Genomic DNA, 15,711 nt, shown 5'->3' on the forward strand with positions numbered 1-15,711 from the left:
AAAATCAGCCATGGCAAAATCAGCACCTCCTCAAGAACAAAAAATTTTCACTACTTTATCAGTTACAAGAAATAATCCAGAATATCTACAAATTCCTCAAGAAAACAATGTCATTAGTGATGATTTGCTGTTGGTAGAGTCTTCCCCCCCTCCCCCACAACCATCTTTAGATATTTTACCTATTGGAATTAAAATTGGCGCAAGAGATGTTTTATCAGGTGTCTTAGTCAAAGGTGCTGAAGACGGTTCTCAAGCCGTGAATTTTGAACAATGGCTTGTACCCTATCAATCTATTTTAAAAGCTTTTCGGTTTACAGAAACCCCCATGGAGGATGGCTCTATTCAATTACGTTCACCAGGTTTAGTCACTCGTTTTGAGCCAAAATTTTTAATTAAAGATCCAGACATAGGCGATGCTCTCACCATTGAAGAAATAAACCGTCAGCTACCTGTTAAAGTCAAATTTGACATTGATAGTTACGCTCTGATTTTTGAAGGTGACTGGCTAGAAAAAACCAGCCGCAAACAAATAGAAGTTACTCCCGTGGTGCTAGATGGTTTACCAATAGTTACTCCTCCTGACTATGCTTTTAGTGCTTTGAGTCAAAATGTCAACTCTGCTGTTGCCAACAGTGGTAATTTAGCTAATAACGGCTCAACTACCCTTGGCGGTAAATTGGGAGAATTTACCTTTAATACTACTATTTCCCAGCCAAATTTTCAGGATTTGAGACAAGCTTACCTCCAGAGCTTAAAAATTCAAAATCTCAACAAAACCACAGACCATATTTTAGGTAACCAAGAGCTATTTTATCCAGGGTCAAACAATTTTGGAGAATTTTGGGGTTATACTTATATCCAGCGCTTTGGCTATGAAAGTCATATTGGCGGTTCAGCTGGTGACCTAAACTCTCGGCTGATAAACCAAGACTTTGTGCGTACCATCCAAGGAACCGCCTCTGAGGGAACTTTAGTTCAGCTTTGGCAAGATAGCCTGTTATTGGGAGAATACCTAGTAGATAAGCAGAAAAACTATGTTTTTCCCAATGTTAAAGGCAATCGTTTCTTGATAGTTTCCTATCCTGATGGTAATCTAGCCGCTACTCCTCAACGGGAAATCAGAATTTTAGAACCCCAATACCAACAACTCCCCGCCGGTAGTAGTGCTTTATTTACTTCTTTAGGTACTTGGCGCAATCTCAATAAAGGTGATTTTCTCGGGTCTTTTAATGGTTTAGTAGCCGGACTAGGTTACCGTTACGGCATATGGAATGATTTAACCATAGGAGTTGGTGGCTTTTACGATAATAAGGATTTAGGTTTTTTTGGGGAAGTTTTTTATACTAACTCTGATTTCCCAGTAGCTTTAACACTTCGCGCCATTTCCCCAACCGCTAACAAACCAGCAAATATTCTCTTAACCGGCAATTTCAAGCCTAGTAAAGATTTTACCCTAGCTTGGAGTGGCAACAATCAAGGATCATGGCAGGTACAAAGCAATGTACAATTTAGCCAAAAATCCAAACTACAACTTAGTTTGAATAATTCCGGCTTAACAACTCAAGCATCACAATTTTTCTCCCTGTTAGGGATATCAGGAAACTTATCTCTAGGATATCAATATTCCAATTCAAGCCGGGCTTTTCTGGAAACAACAATGGATTGGCGACAGGGAGATTTAGCCCTATCTTGGAATAGTCGGCTAAACTCAGAGGGTGGCTGGCAGTTACGCAATGCTGTAAAGTGGAAAAACTGGCAACTAGGCTTAACCAAATCCTATAAACAATTCTCTAGAAGTAGATTTTATTTACCTAATTCCGAAATTTGGAATAAACTAACTATTCCCTATAATTCTAATGGTTCTTTTCAAGATATCTATTTAATTAATCAAGTTGCCAAATACCGGGATGGCTCCGTCAAAGACCAAATATATGCCCGTCATCTGCAACCAGATCATAACAGTTCTTTGGGTGTTGTGGCTTGGCATCGTAATGGCAACCCCGCTTCCATTCCTGGACAGTTGAATTTGACTAATTGGGGTTGGGAGTTAGGTTATGGTTTTGGTAACCAATCATCAGGACTTCTCATGTCAGTGACTAGCCCTAATTTATTTGCCGGTTTGCGTTTACAAGCTTCTTATTTAGGAGCATCTTTTCAAAATGTGCCTTCAGGATTTAGTATTGGGTTAAACTTTAATTTAAATTTAAATTTTCAAGATGGTATAGCTAGAGATACTAAAAATGCTGGTCAATTTCTAGAAAGTGGAGGAATTTTAGTCAAAACCTTCTATGACCTAAACAATAACGGCATACAAGATAAAAATGAATCTACTTTTTCAGAAAATTATAAAACATTGTTAAAACTGAATAACAAAAGTTTAAAAGACTCTAAAAATTTAACATTAACCAGTAATGGTGTATTAATTTCCACCGAGCCGGGAAAATACCGTTTAGACTTAGATCCATCAGGTTATCCTATTAATTGGGAACCTCAAGCCAGTGCTTATGCTGTGCAGGTTGCTCCTGGAGCTTATACTGTAGTAAAAATTCCCTTTGTACAAACAACTACAATAGAAGGAATCGTTAGAACTCAATTCGGTGAACCAGTGAATGGCGCTAGAGTAGAAGCTATTAATATTAATACTAACAGAACTTTCTTTTCTATCACCAGCCCAAACGGTATATTTTATCTAGAAAATTTACCATTTGGAGAATATCAACTAAAAATAGGAGACTTAGAAATAAATCCTAGAAGCTTGAAGATAAATAACTTAGACTCTATTCCAGGAAACCTAGAATTACAAGTTACTGCTCCTGTTGAGGAAAAACCAGGTACAGCTAAAACTGTTCCTAATTATAGGATTAATGGCTACCTGCAAGACGAAAATGGAGAAGAAGTTAGAGGGATTAAAATTACTGCTGTTAACACTAAATCTGGTGAAACCTTTACTGCTGTGACCGATATACAAGGATTTTTTAGATTTGAAAATTTAACTTTAGGCAACTACCGGATACAAGTTAGTGATTTTGCAGTTGTTCCCGCAAATTTTACTATAGATAGTTCTTCCAAGTGGGATAGTAGCTTGAATTTTAAAGTTAGTGTATCCAAACAACAACTTTATTCTGAGGCTGCTGGTTATATTATTCGTGGTAAGTTACAAGACAAATCTGGAGATAGACTGAATGATTTTACTGTTAAATTAGTTGATGTAAAAAGTAACCGGGAGTTATCAGTTAAAACCAATGTATTAGGTGCTTTTACCATAGAAAATATATCTCTAGGTAAATATGAAATAGTTGTTACTCAGGAAAATAAAAAATTAATAACCAAACCCAGCTATATTGAAATAAACGAAGAATCTTATCCAGAAAGCAGTATTAATGTGAAAATTTCCATGTAACACAAGCATCCTGCTTGTTAGAATGTGGAATGAGTGAATTGCACCAAGCCGCTGTTATGCTGCGCGGCGGGGAATGAATTCCCCGGCTGAAAGCTGAAGTCGGTTTGAGACCGACTGAATTGGGTTTACATATCTGTCGCCTTCTTGAATACCGGCTAGAAGCCAGTGTTACAGGGTAACACAAGCATCTTGCTTGTTACAATGTGGAATGAGTGAATTGCACCAAGCCGCTGTTATGCTGCGCGGCGGGGAATGAATTCCCCGGCTGAAAGCTGAAGTCGGTTTGAGACCGACTGAATTTATATACATATCTGTGGCGCTCTTGAATACCGGCTAGAAGCCAGTGTTACCCTGTAACACCAGCATCCTGCTTGTCCCCTTTAGCAGTTATCGGTTTGGGAAAGATTTATCAATGAAGTTACCATAAACTAGTCGGTTAAAACCGACTTTAGCACCGACTTTAGCTATTAGACAGGAATTTATTCCCTGGCTGTATGATAAATCAAACAAGCAAGATGCTTGTGTTACCATAGTGGCTATTAGACCTGTGGACAGGGCAAGAATAGGGTAAATAATCAAATCAAAACCCTAACTAAACGCCGCTGACAACGCCATTAGAATCTTTCTCTTGCTGAATCTTCCAGGGCAAAAGTAGGGCAAGAGTGAATGAATAAAAATTAATCATCTGATGATGAATCAGAGCAAACAACCTAAAAATCATAGCTTTACCTTCACGGATAGGCATAGCGAAACCACCACATACAACGTCACCCAATACGTCGTAAGATACAAAATCAACGTCTTGGTAAGCGCCGTTTTCTTCTAAGAAGTTGATAGCAGTGATAATACCACGACCTGCACAACCTACACCAGGTTCAGGACCACCAGACTCCACGCAACGAACACCACGGAAGCCGGTTAACATCACTTCTTCTAATTCTAGGTCTTCCACTGCGCCTCTTTCAGCAGCCAGGTGTAGAACGGTGGTTTGAGCTTTACTGTGCAACATCAAACGGGTGGAGTCAGCTTTGGGGTCACAACCAACGATGAGGATGCGCTGACCCATTTCTGCCATAGCTGCCAGGGTGTTTTGGGAAGTGGTAGATTTACCGATACCACCTTTACCGTAAAAAGCTATCTGTCTAATGTTTTCGTCAACTGACATGATTATTTTTCTCCTGAAGTTGTTCCTGAAATTGGTTGTTTACCGGGTCTCTTGGTCGAAGTTCACGCCTGTTAAGCTACAGCAGTGAGCGGGTGTAGAACGTCGCCGGGGGGCGATCGCTCCACAACAAACTGAGTGAGTGTTAGACTCATAATCATTGGGGGTTAAGTTTTGAGATTAAGTTTTTATTTATGGTCGTAGGTGAAACTTTTACTTAGCCTACTTAGCCGTCTCTAAATATGTAGAGAAAACAAGTAGGACTTGAGTTATTCGCCAATCAATGCAGATTTACTTACTTGTTCAAAATAGCAGCCTTTAAGCTGGAAACTTTAGCCATAGCGGCGCTAGTGTCTTCTGCTGAGACTCCAGAAGTGGACATGGCTGCACTCAGATAGTTGCTAATAGCTTCAAAGTGTTGATCACTCAGCTTCATACCTGTGTGTGTTTTGTCCATAGGACGACCTGAGTATTGCTTTGGTCCGCCTAGTAGCTGAGAGAAGAAAGCAATTTGATGAGCGCGTTGTTTCGCCATATCAGTTTTAGCGAAAAAAGATTTCAGGTTGTTATCTGCCATAACGCTGTTGTGAAAAGCATCAACTACTTTCTCAATAGTTGCCTGTCCACCGATTTTTTCGTACAATGTACTCATATCCTGTTCCTTTGTAGCGAGTTGGACAATGGGATTTGCAATGAGTCGTAATCAAGCACAGAATCAAGCACAGAATCAAGCATTGATCAGGCGAAGATAATTCAAATCCTAAGAATATAAGTCAAAATCCTACTTGTTGTTCCTGTTCAATGACCAACAGGGTTTATGAGTGCCGGGTGTAAATCTTCAAGTTATGAAGTTAAGTTATGGCTGCACTGCTTCGACTACCAAGTTTTTGCTGACGCGATCTTGTAACCTGGCTTCGATAGCAATCTTGAGAGTAGCTGTACTGCTAGAACAAGCACCACAAGCTCCCTGGAGTAAGACTTTAACTTTATCGCCTTCTACATCGTAAAGTTCCACGTCTCCGCCGTCAGCAATCAGCACAGGTCTAACTTCTTCGTCCAGAACTTTTTGAATTAGTGCAATTCTTTGGACGTTGGTCAGAGGTTTGGCTGATGGCGGTTGAGACTGAGGCAGTCCGGGGCTATGGTGGTTCTGGGCAGCCACGCCGGCTTTCTCCTTTACATCTCTTATAATATCATCAATATTAGCTAAACAGGAACCGCATCCGCCACCAGCTTTCACATAATTTGTTACCTGTTCCGCATCAGTGAGATTATTTTCTACAATGACACGGCGAATTTTGCTTTCGCTAACTCCAAAACAGCTACAAATTAATGTACCTTCGTCATCGTCCTCATGGGAGGGGAGAGCTATGCCCCGATAATTATAAATAGCAGCTTCTAATGCTTCTTGCCCCATAACAGAGCAGTGCATTTTGGCTTCTGGTAAGCCCCCTAAGTAGTCGGCAATTTCTTGGTTAGAAATTTTCAAAGCTTGGTCTAGGGTTAAACCTTTGACCATTTCTGTTAAAGCACTCGAAGAAGCAATGGCACTAGTGCAGCCGAAGGTTTGAAACCGTGCATCTAATATCTTATCAGATTCTACTTCAACTTTCAAATGCAGTCGCAGGGCATCACCACAAGCAATACTACCCACTTCTCCCGTTGCTAGTTTAACTCCCGGTTGGTCTGTTTCTTCAATAGTTCCCTGATTTTTGGGATTGTAAAACAACTCCAATACTTTATCTGTGTAGTCCCACATAATCAATTTTGGAAAATTTGAGAAGATTTTGGATTGTAGCTCATTTTTAGATCAGGGACTAGGAATGACAGCCAAACTTACCCATACCTAGTACCCGCTAGTTAGTTGTTAACTATGAATCAGCGCTTGTTCTTGTAGCCAACCCGCTTGATCATTTTGGAAAGGCGACATAGCCCGTAAACGTTCCACAATGCTAGGCATGACTTCTATTACTTTGTCAACTTCAGCTTCTGTGGTGTAGCGACACAGGCTGAAACGAATGGAACCGTGTAAGGTGGTGTAGGGTAAACCCATAGCCCGGAGAACATGAGAAGGTTCTAGGGAACCGGAGGTACAGGCTGAACCAGAAGAAGCACAGATACCGTGTTTATTTAAGGATAGCAGAATTGCTTCACCTTCAATGTACTTAAAGCCAATATTGGTAGTATTGGGTAATCTGTGCGTTACGTCGCCGTTAACTTCGCAGTCCGGAATTTTAGCCAGTAAGCTTTGCTCCAAGCGATCGCGCAGTTTTCTTTCTCTTGTGGTAGCCTCTTCCAAATGTAAGAGTTCCAACTCTGCCGCTTTACCCAAAGCAATAATACCAGCAACGTTTTCTGTTCCCGCTCGACGGCCGCGTTCTTGGTGTCCGCCAATGAGCAAGGGACGGAAACGCACACCCCGCCGGATATACAAAGCCGCAATTCCTTTAGGAGAATGGATTTTATGACCAGAAAGAGTTAACATATCTATGGTGCTGCTCTTCATGTTTAAGGGTATTTTCCCCACTGCTTGCACTGCATCCACATGAAAAATAGCGCCGTATTCTTTTACTCTTAACCCAATGTCCTCAATGGGAAACACCGTACCTGTTTCGTTGTTGGCATACATAATTGTTACCAAGGCGGTGTTGCCAGTGAGAGATGCTTCTAATTCAGCTAAATCTAGCTGTCCCTGACGATTAACAGAAAGATAAGTAACGTTGTAACCTTGGGTTTCCAGTTGTTTGCAGACATTCAAAACTGCCGGGTGTTCCACTTGGGTGGTGATGATATGTCGCCTTTCTGGTTGTGCTAACAGTGCAGCGCGAATGGCTGCGTTATCTCCTTCTGTACCACAACTAGTATAAACAATTTCTGACTCATCAGCACCAATGAGGGCGGCTAGTTGCTGGCGTGCCATTTTAACCGGTTTGGCCAGTTGTCCGCCAAAGGTGTGCATACTAGAAGGATTACCGTAGTAGTCCCGCAGGTAGGGCAACATCACCTCTAAAACTTCCGGGTCTACCTTGGTTGTAGCGTTATTATCCAAATAAATGATGCTCATCCTGATACACCTACAACTTTACTCTGATGTCGAGATAATTGCTCAGAAAATTTTGTGGAGTAATAGTTAAACCAACGTTCCCAGTAATCTTGTTTTTTAGTTAATTTTGCTAAAGAGCGATGGTAACTAGCAAACCAACCTTCCCAATAGTCATTGGGTTTTTTCACACAACCGTTACAAGTGGGACAACCTGCTTTACACTGAGGAACGGAATAAAGAGTATCTAAGCAGTTTGTGCAAAGTTCAGGGTCAATCCAATGATTACCATCCACCACCTTTACTGCATTGGTGGGACATACAGACAGACAAAGACTGCAGGAAATACATTGGCTAGTGACTTGATAAGCCATGATTATTCTCCTTTTTGGGTATTGGGTATTGCATAGGAGATACTAAGTGGGGGGTATTGGGGAGTTTTTCCCTCATACCTAGCCCCTCACACCTAGTCTCTAGTCTCTAGTCCCTCTACATATTGCTGGTAAAATTCCAAAGCAACCTTTGAAATCACGTCGTAAGCTTCAACAGTCTGTATTCCCGCCTTTTGCAATTTTTCTTGGGGACAGTTACCAATTTTGGCAACTAAAACCGCTTTGCAATCTGCGATCGCTGCCATAATATGCTCAAATGTGGCTTCTTCTCCAAATCCACCTTGGCAATATTGGTCAACCTTGCGATGACCGATAAAGCTTACTTGATTACCATCCACTTCGTAAATCTGGAATTCCTTAGCATGACCAAAGTGTTGGTTAACTAGTCCGCCGCCTTTAGTGGCTACTGCAACTAAGATTTTGGGCTGGCTAGCAAATTCCTTTCCTGTGCGTGCTTTTTCCTGGGCTATTTTCAATTCTTGTTTAAACTTTTCAATTCCTTCGTGAACAATGGCCCGTTGTTCTAAGTCATATTCTGGGGACATTTCCAAGAATTTATCTTTACTAAATTCCTGGCTGCGGTCTTCTCCTAATAATCCTACCGCATCAGCCCGGCATTGACGACAATGGCGCATCATTTTCATATTGCCGGCACAGTTATCTTGTAGTTCCTTTACTTCTTTAGGTGTGGGACCACGTTGACCTGTTAAGCCGAAGTGTGTACCATGTTCTGGAGCAGAAATCAAAGGCATGATGTTGTGCAAAAATGCACCATTTTCACGAATCATTTTATTGACTTCGATCAAGTGCTGATCATTAATTCCGGGAATCATCACAGAATTAACTTTGCACAAAATATCAGCTTCTTTGAGAGCTTGCAAACCTTCCATTTGCTTTTCTAGCAAAATTTTAGCACCTTCAACACCCCTATAACGCTTACGCTTGTAGTGAACCCAAGCATAAATTTGAGCGCCGATTTCTGGGTCTATGGTATTTAAGGTAATGGTAACGTGATCTATATTTAATTGTTTGATGCGGTCAATGTATTCCGGTAGCATTAAACCGTTAGTTGAGAGACACAGCTTGATATCTGGGGCTTTGTCTGCAATCAACTCAAAAGTGCGAAACGTCTTTTCAGGATTCGCCAATGGATCACCAGGTCCTGCAATTCCCACAACTGTCATTTGGGGAATTTTGCCTGCAATTACCAAAGCTTTGTGTGCTGCTTCCTCTGGTGTTAGTAACTCGCTCACTACTCCTGGGCGACTTTCGTTGGCACAGTCGTATTTGCGGTTACAATAGTTACATTGAATATTACAAGCTGGTGCAACTGCAACGTGCATCCTGGCGTAGTGGTGATGAGCATCTTCACTATAACAAGGATGTTTAGCGATGCGTTCTTGGAGCTTTTGATCCATTTCTACGGTGGTGCTGCTGTCACATCCGCAACCACCTGATTTTGCTGGGGTTAATGCCGGTTCCTGATGGGAGGAGGTGAGGAGTCCGTTAGACGGTAGTATCATTGAATTTCGCAAGGTCGGTGGACTAAATGCCACTGTGGGAGATGCCGTTGCTACTGTCTTAACCTAAGAAATGAAGTCGCGTCTTGGATAGCTGGTGTGTGTCAACTTTTGATTCTGGATGGGAATTTGTTGATGATTACAAGGGCGACTTCCATTCGCAGAGGCATGGTGCTATCTCATCCCTCCACTCACTCTTCGCTGTTGCTTTTGGTGAGAGCGTTGAGTGATTGGCGATATATGATTTATAGCAGTGCTTATTCTATGGTCTGGGCGTTGATGAAAGATAGAATTTATTGGATTTATTACCCTTGTACTCAAATTTTACCACCCTAACCAGGTGGTGTTTACAAGCTTTAACAATTTATTTTTTGGGTAGGGGTTCTGGTATTTTTCCACTGGGGTACGAGTATTTATGAAGGGGGGTTCAGGATTTCTCTGTACTCAGTTGCAACCCAATATTAACAAGGGTTTGAGTCGATTTTATTCAATTTTTCCAGTACATAAATATGTACTCAAACCCGGCTTAAATCTCTTAAATCAATATCAAGAAGAAAGGCTTAAGGAGTTAAAAACTTGAGCAGGTTTAGGTTTTAGTAGTGGTGACGAGTCAGAATTTAAATTATGTATCTAACATATCATTTTTTCTGATCTACAAATGCCATAATTCATATTTTTTTAATTTTCCCCACTCATTAAGCATAAATTCTAGGTGCTGGGTCGGGGCAGTTTTGAGAATCAGAAACCTATGATTAATGGCGTAATCAGCATGAAACCAGGAACTACATTACTTTTAATCATACACATATTGAGAATTAATGTCTATAAGCAAGAATCACGTTTTTAGCGATCGCCCGTACATTCCCCAGAGTTAGAATTGAGAGTTTGAGTTAGCCTGACTATGTATCTAACCTATCATTTTTTTTGGTAAAAAGCAATGCAGTTTATATTTATTTTATGTTTTTCAGGTCATCAAAATGAGTAAAAGCCTATGGTAATCAGCCCCTACAGTTTCTTAGGGATAACTTTTCTCATACCACTTTTACCCACAGAGTCACCTTTGTAACGGGGGATGACATGAATAGCAGTGTGCATAATATTTTGTCCACCTTCTCGGTTAATATTCATCCCCACATTAAAACCATCTGGTGCAAATTCTGCGGCGAGAATCCCTTGAACTTTATTCACCATAAACCAGCAAGCGGACTGTTCTTTAAATGGTAAGTCAAAATAATTACTAACATGGCGTTTAGGAATTACTAAAGTATGTCCTTTACTGATAGGATAGCCATCTAACATAGCATAGGCAGTTGCTGACTCCGTTAATAAGGTGAGATGTTTATGAGGATTACAAAATATACAATGATCAGATGAATTGCGGCGCTGATTATAATGAATATACTCATATATTTCCCGCATTTCATCTGCGTGTAATGAATGAAACGGCAGTTTAACTAAACATTGATATGTAGGTTTTTTATGGACATAATGTTCTCTAAATCCTTCTTTTTTCAGATCCCTTCTCACTGCATAATAAGCTTTACCTCCTGGTTTTAATAAGTGTGATACTTCCATCAAAATATTAGCTTGTTCTTCAGGTAACAAAACGTTTAAAACATAAAAACATATGATTGTATCAAATTTACCTTGAGGATAGCCGGGGAAATAATGGGGGTCATAGCCTGTAATATCAAAACCTTTTTCTTTGATGATTTTTACATCACTACCAAAGCCGCAACCAAAATCTAGTATTTGTCCTTGAAGTAGGTTTTGATTTAATAAAAACTGTGCCGGAAATGATAAATAATTTCTTTCTTTTGCTGTTATATGGCTAAATGTATTTTTTTGCTGTTTCACTGAAATTACCTTAAGTCAGTTAAAATCTGCCCGCATAACACAGTAATGCCGGTCAAAACCTGTTGGATTTTGTTGTATTTAAGCTTACCCTGTTCAGGTAGAGAGAACTAAAGTTTTAACTATCAACTTTATATATGTTTACAAAAACTATTGTTTAAATGAAGAAACGTATACATACAGACAGACAACAAAGCCAAAAAAAAAATAAAGAAACCTGTTTTTTAGCTAACGTAATCATACAATAAAAATAGTAGCTGGGTATACAGAACTTGTTGTAATTCTGTCTGCCTCGCGTTGGTGAGCAAGTGAGTACAACTTAATAAATCGCCATATAACTTGCCTAATGCGCTGCTAAATCTCATAGGTGAGGTTATTTGTGGTGAGTACAAAAATTCTCAAGCCTTGACCCTAAAAATACCAGAACCCCCATGATTAAATACTAGCACCCCTACCCCCAAGAAATTTTAAATTTAATTTAAATTTATTTACAATCAGAGTTAAGGATAATTGAGTACAACTGTAATTAATTCAATAAATCCAATAACCACGAGTCCTAATCTCCAGTTGGAGGTTACCTGATATAAGCATAAAAATAGTAAACGGTTTTCTTAACCAAACACTACCCAGGGAAGAGCCGTTAAATACTATTGAAAATCATCAAAACCCCCAACTGCATTTAATCATGTTACCACCACATAGTTATGATCCCCCAAGAGATCAAGTTTTACAGATTCCTTTGTGCGATCGCTGGCAAATTTGTCAGCGTTTACAAGAACTGATGATACCCTGTTCTTGTCATAGGGATGGTTCTCTGACAGTGAAAGTGAATAATTTACTAGAAGCCATACTAGTCCGCAGTACTGTGATGCAGTTTCTCGCTTCTCGCCATGAATTAGTGGACTGGTTAGAGCGTTGCTGGAATTTACACAACCCCTAAACAACACTGGTGTATCTCTCCATTCCAGCCTAGCTTGACCAAGAGAATAACTAAACAATTGCGACCATGACAACTGCTAACAGTGAGAGGAAATTTCTTAATTTTTTACATCAGGAACTGGAACTGACAAATGCAGATATTGCTGTAGCACAAAGACATCGTAAATTTGATGATGAACCATTACCCATGCTGCTGTGGCAATATGGACTGGTTAATTTACAGCAATTAGAGCAGATTTTAGATTGGCTAGATGAGAATCATTAACAGATTTTTTCTCTAACTTTTACTCTTAGGTTTACTCACAGTCATCTCAGGTAATCGCTAAGATAAAATACCTCATTTGGCAATGGTAAACTTCTTCCTAAAATTATACCTGTTTTTGGTTCTCTCTCATACAGATAGTTGATTTGGTATTTAGCTATGATTTAATAATCATGAAGATGAACTAAAACATAAAAGAGGTGATTAAGTAGTGCTAGTGTTAGAGTAAAAAACCAAGCTATCAACCAAGCAATAAGTTAATTAAACCCGTTATTATCGTTATAATTGTTAAAATTGCTGATGGTTTCTGCTTGTTCAATTCTGTGTAGATACACAAGTTAAACCAAGTTAAACAAGAACCTAGAATAGCTGATAGCCAAATAGGTTTAGATGTGGGGCTGGAATATTTTTACTCTGATTCCAATGGACATCATAAACCTAATCCCAGATTTATAAGAAAAGTTGACAAATCCATCAAACACGCTCAACCTCGAATCTATACCCAAGAAAACAGACAAAGATATGCTCGAAAACATTTAAAAGTAAGTAGGCAACAGGAGAAATGCTTGAGATGAATGATATCTTAATTAATGACACTACATTACGTGATGGTGAACAAGCAGCAGGTGTTGCTTTTACCTTTGAAGAAAAGTTAGCCATTGCCCAATTTCTCGATGCTATTGGTGTTCCCGAATTAGAAGTAGGGATACCAGCCATGGGAGAAGCAGAAACACACGCTATTTTAGCAATTTCTGAGTTGGGTTTGCAAGCCAGGCTGCTGGGTTGGAATCGGGCGGTGATTTCAGATATCAAAGCTTCCATCACCTGCGGTTTAAGGCGAGTACATATCGCCATCCCTGTGTCTGGAATCCAAATTGCTGCTAAATTTCATGGTCAATGGCGAGTCAGTTTGCAAAAACTGAAGGACTGTATTAATTTTGCCCTTGATCAAGGTCTTTGGGTAGCAGTGGGGGGAGAAGATTCTTCTAGGGCTGACCCTAACTTTTTGTTAGATGTAGCCCTTAATGCTCAAGAATGGGGTGCTTCGCGGTTCCGCTTCTGCGATACTGTGGGCATTCTTGACCCCTTCAGCACCTACGCTAAAGTTAAACAGTTAGTTTCGGCTTTGTCCATTCCTGTAGAAATTCACACTCACAACGATTTTGGCTTGGCAACTGCTAACGCTTTAGCTGGTATCAAAGCCGGAGCTACATCTGTAAATACCACAGTTAACGGTGTGGGGGAAAGGGCGGGAAATGCGGCTTTAGAAGAAGTTGTCATGTCTATTAAACGTATTTACGGGATGAGTTTGCCCATTGATACTCGCCGTTTGTTGCAATTATCACAACTAGTGGCTTCAGCATCTAATTCTCATGTTCCACCCTGGAAAGCAATTGTGGGTGAAAATACCTTTGCTCATGAGTCGGGAATTCATGCTCACGGCGTACTACAAAACCCCCTCACCTATGAACCATTTGCACCAGAAGAAGTAGGTTGGGAACGCCGTTTAGTAGTGGGTAAGCACTCTGGTAGACATTTGGTGACCAGTTTGTTACAGCAAAATAACATTTTTCTCAACCCACAGGAAACGCAATCTGTCCTGGATGCAGTCCGCCACCAGTCAATCAAGCAAAAACGCAATCTCACTGTAGAAGAACTTTTGAGCTTGGTAAAAGAACACAGGTACTCTCATGCAACGTGATGAATTAGAGCTAAACTTACCACCTGTTTTTGAAATTGGTCAAAAAGTCAGACTTCGCAAACTGATCAAAAATGATGGTACGTTTCCCGGTCAAGAAGTCGGGGCGATTTTAGGGAACAAAGGAGATGTGGGCTATATAGCGAGTGTAGGTACTTATTTACAAACTTCCTATATTTATGCTGTGCATTTTTTAGAGACAGGGTTCGTTGTTGGTTGTCGGAAAAAAGAATTAGAAGCGGTGGAGGAGAATTCATGAAAGTTATGTTACGGATGAATGATGCGGGAAATTTAGTTGCTTATGTTGCTAAAAAAGACATGGAAGAAGAAGTAGTTAAACAAACAAAAGGTAATGATGGTATAGTTCTAACTTTAGCTAATGGCTGGGAGTTGGAATTTACAGAGTTACCTGATACTAACAGTTTACCCCTGACTGTGGAAGCCAGGCGCTTGGCTTAAATATTCAAATGCTGGTTTACAGGCCGGGTGGTAATTCTAGAGGAATTGCACCTAATAAGCCTTTACGAAAATCTGTTAATAGATGTCTGGCTGTGCGTTCTACGTCCCCTTGGTAACGATGTTCTGCCAAGGCGTGTAAATAGCTTTCCCCGGTGTATGGTACGGGGTCAAGTTGGTAGCGAGTATATAAGGGCGAGGGTGGTAATAATTCCCCTGCTGTTTCTTGCAATTGATTGAGTAGGTCTATGAAAGCTGATGCTACTAGCTGATTATCATAGGACGCTTGACCAATGTCGTCACAAATTGCTAACTTGACTGCGGCTTCTTGATTTCCCATTTTTAATGGAATTACGCCGGGAGCATCTAATAATTCTAGGTGTTCGGAAATTCTCACCCAACGCAAAGAGCGAGTTACCCCTGGACGGGCGGCGCTTTCTACCACTCGCTTTCCCAATAGACGGTTAATTAAGGCTGATTTACCCACGTTGGGAAAACCAATGACGACGGCTCGCACTGGACGGGGTAACATTCCCCGATCGCGTCTTCTTTGGTTGAGTTTTACCCCTGCTGCTTGAGCAGCTTTTGCTATGGCCACCACACCCTGACCTTGTTGAGCATTGCTAAAATAGGCGACTTGACTTTGATGTTTAAACCAATCTCCCCAAAGCGATCGCACTGGGAGCGGAATCATATCTAATCGGTTTAATACTAACAAACGCGCTTTATTCCCCACCCATTCATCTATTTGAGGGTGATGGGTAGCCAAAGGAATCCGCGCATCTCGTACTTCTAGCACCACATCTACCCTGGTTAGCTGTTCCTTAAGGTTTTTTTCCGCTTTAGCAATATGACCCGGATACCATTGGATGAGGTTTAATTTGTAGTTTTGATTTAAAGACATAGTTTGAGAAATTAATCAATTTTAGATTTTAGATTTTGAAATTAGCCAATATTTTTATTTCACCAGTAGCCAGCAAGATGCTC

At 40.4% G+C, this 15,711-nt stretch carries 13 protein-coding genes and 1 pseudogene; 6 read left to right on the forward strand and 8 right to left on the reverse strand.

What is annotated here, in order from left to right; genetic code table 11:
* The first annotated feature begins 10 nt into the window (after nucleotides 1–10).
* Complete coding sequence (locus NWP17_RS00165; protein ID WP_280652902.1) at nucleotides 11–3,400, forward strand: MSCRAMM family protein; 3,390 nt, start codon at nucleotides 11–13, stop codon at nucleotides 3,398–3,400.
* 667 nt (nucleotides 3,401–4,067) lie between these two features.
* Here NWP17_RS00165 and NWP17_RS00170 read toward each other — a convergent pair.
* The 7 genes and pseudogenes from NWP17_RS00170 to NWP17_RS00200 form a co-directional block, all read right to left on the reverse strand.
* Nucleotides 4,068–4,565, reverse strand: a pseudogene (locus NWP17_RS00170) (AAA family ATPase); the annotation flags it as partial.
* A 292-nt stretch (nucleotides 4,566–4,857) separates the two neighbouring features.
* A complete protein-coding gene (locus NWP17_RS00175; protein WP_280652903.1) occupies nucleotides 4,858–5,214 on the reverse strand; it encodes a group I truncated hemoglobin in 357 nt (118 codons plus the stop codon).
* Between the two features lie 204 nt (nucleotides 5,215–5,418).
* Entirely contained in the window at nucleotides 5,419–6,321 is a 903-nt protein-coding gene (gene nifU / locus NWP17_RS00180; protein WP_280652904.1) for a Fe-S cluster assembly protein NifU, read from the reverse strand.
* 108 nt (nucleotides 6,322–6,429) lie between these two features.
* Nucleotides 6,430–7,626 carry a cysteine desulfurase NifS gene (nifS, locus tag NWP17_RS00185; protein ID WP_280652905.1) on the reverse strand — a complete coding sequence of 399 codons (1,197 nt, stop codon included), beginning with the start codon at nucleotides 7,624–7,626 and terminating at the stop codon, nucleotides 6,430–6,432.
* Nucleotides 7,623–7,976: a DUF362 domain-containing protein gene (locus NWP17_RS00190; RefSeq protein WP_280652906.1), complete on the reverse strand. Its 354-nt coding sequence runs from the start codon at nucleotides 7,974–7,976 to the stop codon at nucleotides 7,623–7,625. The genes nifS and NWP17_RS00190 overlap by 4 nt, the downstream gene beginning before the upstream one ends.
* Nucleotides 7,977–8,068: 92 nt before the next feature.
* Complete coding sequence (gene nifB / locus NWP17_RS00195) at nucleotides 8,069–9,517, reverse strand: nitrogenase cofactor biosynthesis protein NifB (RefSeq protein WP_280652907.1); 1,449 nt, start codon at nucleotides 9,515–9,517, stop codon at nucleotides 8,069–8,071.
* A gap of 1,002 nt (nucleotides 9,518–10,519) precedes the next feature.
* Entirely contained in the window at nucleotides 10,520–11,371 is an 852-nt protein-coding gene (locus tag NWP17_RS00200) for an HIT domain-containing protein (RefSeq protein WP_280652908.1), read from the reverse strand.
* A gap of 682 nt (nucleotides 11,372–12,053) precedes the next feature.
* Between NWP17_RS00200 and NWP17_RS00205 the strand changes: the two genes are divergently transcribed.
* The 5 genes from NWP17_RS00205 (at nucleotide 12,054) to nifT (ending at nucleotide 14,727) form a co-directional block, all read left to right on the forward strand.
* Nucleotides 12,054–12,308, forward strand: coding sequence for an Asr1405/Asl0597 family protein (locus tag NWP17_RS00205; protein WP_280652909.1), 255 nt, complete (start codon nucleotides 12,054–12,056; stop codon nucleotides 12,306–12,308).
* A 66-nt stretch (nucleotides 12,309–12,374) separates the two neighbouring features.
* On the forward strand, nucleotides 12,375–12,572 hold the full coding sequence (locus NWP17_RS00210) for a DUF2949 domain-containing protein (RefSeq protein WP_280652910.1): 198 nt from the start codon (nucleotides 12,375–12,377) through the stop codon (nucleotides 12,570–12,572).
* A gap of 568 nt (nucleotides 12,573–13,140) precedes the next feature.
* Nucleotides 13,141–14,271 (forward strand): homocitrate synthase, encoded by a 1,131-nt coding sequence (nifV, locus tag NWP17_RS00215; RefSeq protein ID WP_280652911.1) that lies wholly within the window; start codon nucleotides 13,141–13,143, stop codon nucleotides 14,269–14,271.
* A complete protein-coding gene (locus NWP17_RS00220) occupies nucleotides 14,261–14,527 on the forward strand; it encodes a nitrogen fixation protein NifZ (RefSeq protein ID WP_280652912.1) in 267 nt (88 codons plus the stop codon). Before nifV ends, NWP17_RS00220 begins: the two co-directional genes overlap by 11 nt.
* Nucleotides 14,524–14,727 (forward strand): putative nitrogen fixation protein NifT, encoded by a 204-nt coding sequence (gene nifT / locus NWP17_RS00225; RefSeq protein ID WP_280652913.1) that lies wholly within the window; start codon nucleotides 14,524–14,526, stop codon nucleotides 14,725–14,727. The genes NWP17_RS00220 and nifT overlap by 4 nt, the downstream gene beginning before the upstream one ends.
* Before the next feature lie 16 nt (nucleotides 14,728–14,743).
* Here nifT and ylqF read toward each other — a convergent pair whose 3' ends face one another.
* Nucleotides 14,744–15,628 carry a ribosome biogenesis GTPase YlqF gene (ylqF, locus tag NWP17_RS00230; RefSeq protein ID WP_280652914.1) on the reverse strand — a complete coding sequence of 295 codons (885 nt, stop codon included), beginning with the start codon at nucleotides 15,626–15,628 and terminating at the stop codon, nucleotides 14,744–14,746.
* Nucleotides 15,629–15,711: the final 83 nt, after the last annotated feature.

Source organism: Chrysosporum bergii ANA360D (assembly GCF_029891735.1).
In the GTDB taxonomy this organism is placed as follows: domain Bacteria; phylum Cyanobacteriota; class Cyanobacteriia; order Cyanobacteriales; family Nostocaceae; genus Umezakia; species Umezakia bergii.

What these genes read in the sequence shown, in the direction of transcription:
- NWP17_RS00165 (WP_280652902.1), top strand. Translation starts at nt 11, where the DNA reads ATGGCAAAATCAGCACCTCCTCAAGAACAAAAAATTTTCACTACTTTA.
- NWP17_RS00175 (WP_280652903.1), bottom strand. Translation starts at nt 5,214, where the DNA reads ATGAGTACATTGTACGAAAAAATCGGTGGACAGGCAACTATTGAGAAA.
- nifU (WP_280652904.1), bottom strand. Translation starts at nt 6,321, where the DNA reads ATGTGGGACTACACAGATAAAGTATTGGAGTTGTTTTACAATCCCAAA.
- nifS (WP_280652905.1), bottom strand. Translation starts at nt 7,626, where the DNA reads ATGAGCATCATTTATTTGGATAATAACGCTACAACCAAGGTAGACCCG.
- NWP17_RS00190 (WP_280652906.1), bottom strand. Translation starts at nt 7,976, where the DNA reads ATGGCTTATCAAGTCACTAGCCAATGTATTTCCTGCAGTCTTTGTCTG.
- nifB (WP_280652907.1), bottom strand. Translation starts at nt 9,517, where the DNA reads ATGATACTACCGTCTAACGGACTCCTCACCTCCTCCCATCAGGAACCG.
- NWP17_RS00205 (WP_280652909.1), top strand. Translation starts at nt 12,054, where the DNA reads ATGTTACCACCACATAGTTATGATCCCCCAAGAGATCAAGTTTTACAG.
- NWP17_RS00210 (WP_280652910.1), top strand. Translation starts at nt 12,375, where the DNA reads ATGACAACTGCTAACAGTGAGAGGAAATTTCTTAATTTTTTACATCAG.
- nifV (WP_280652911.1), top strand. Translation starts at nt 13,141, where the DNA reads ATGAATGATATCTTAATTAATGACACTACATTACGTGATGGTGAACAA.
- NWP17_RS00220 (WP_280652912.1), top strand. Translation starts at nt 14,261, where the DNA reads ATGCAACGTGATGAATTAGAGCTAAACTTACCACCTGTTTTTGAAATT.
- nifT (WP_280652913.1), top strand. Translation starts at nt 14,524, where the DNA reads ATGAAAGTTATGTTACGGATGAATGATGCGGGAAATTTAGTTGCTTAT.
- ylqF (WP_280652914.1), bottom strand. Translation starts at nt 15,628, where the DNA reads ATGTCTTTAAATCAAAACTACAAATTAAACCTCATCCAATGGTATCCG.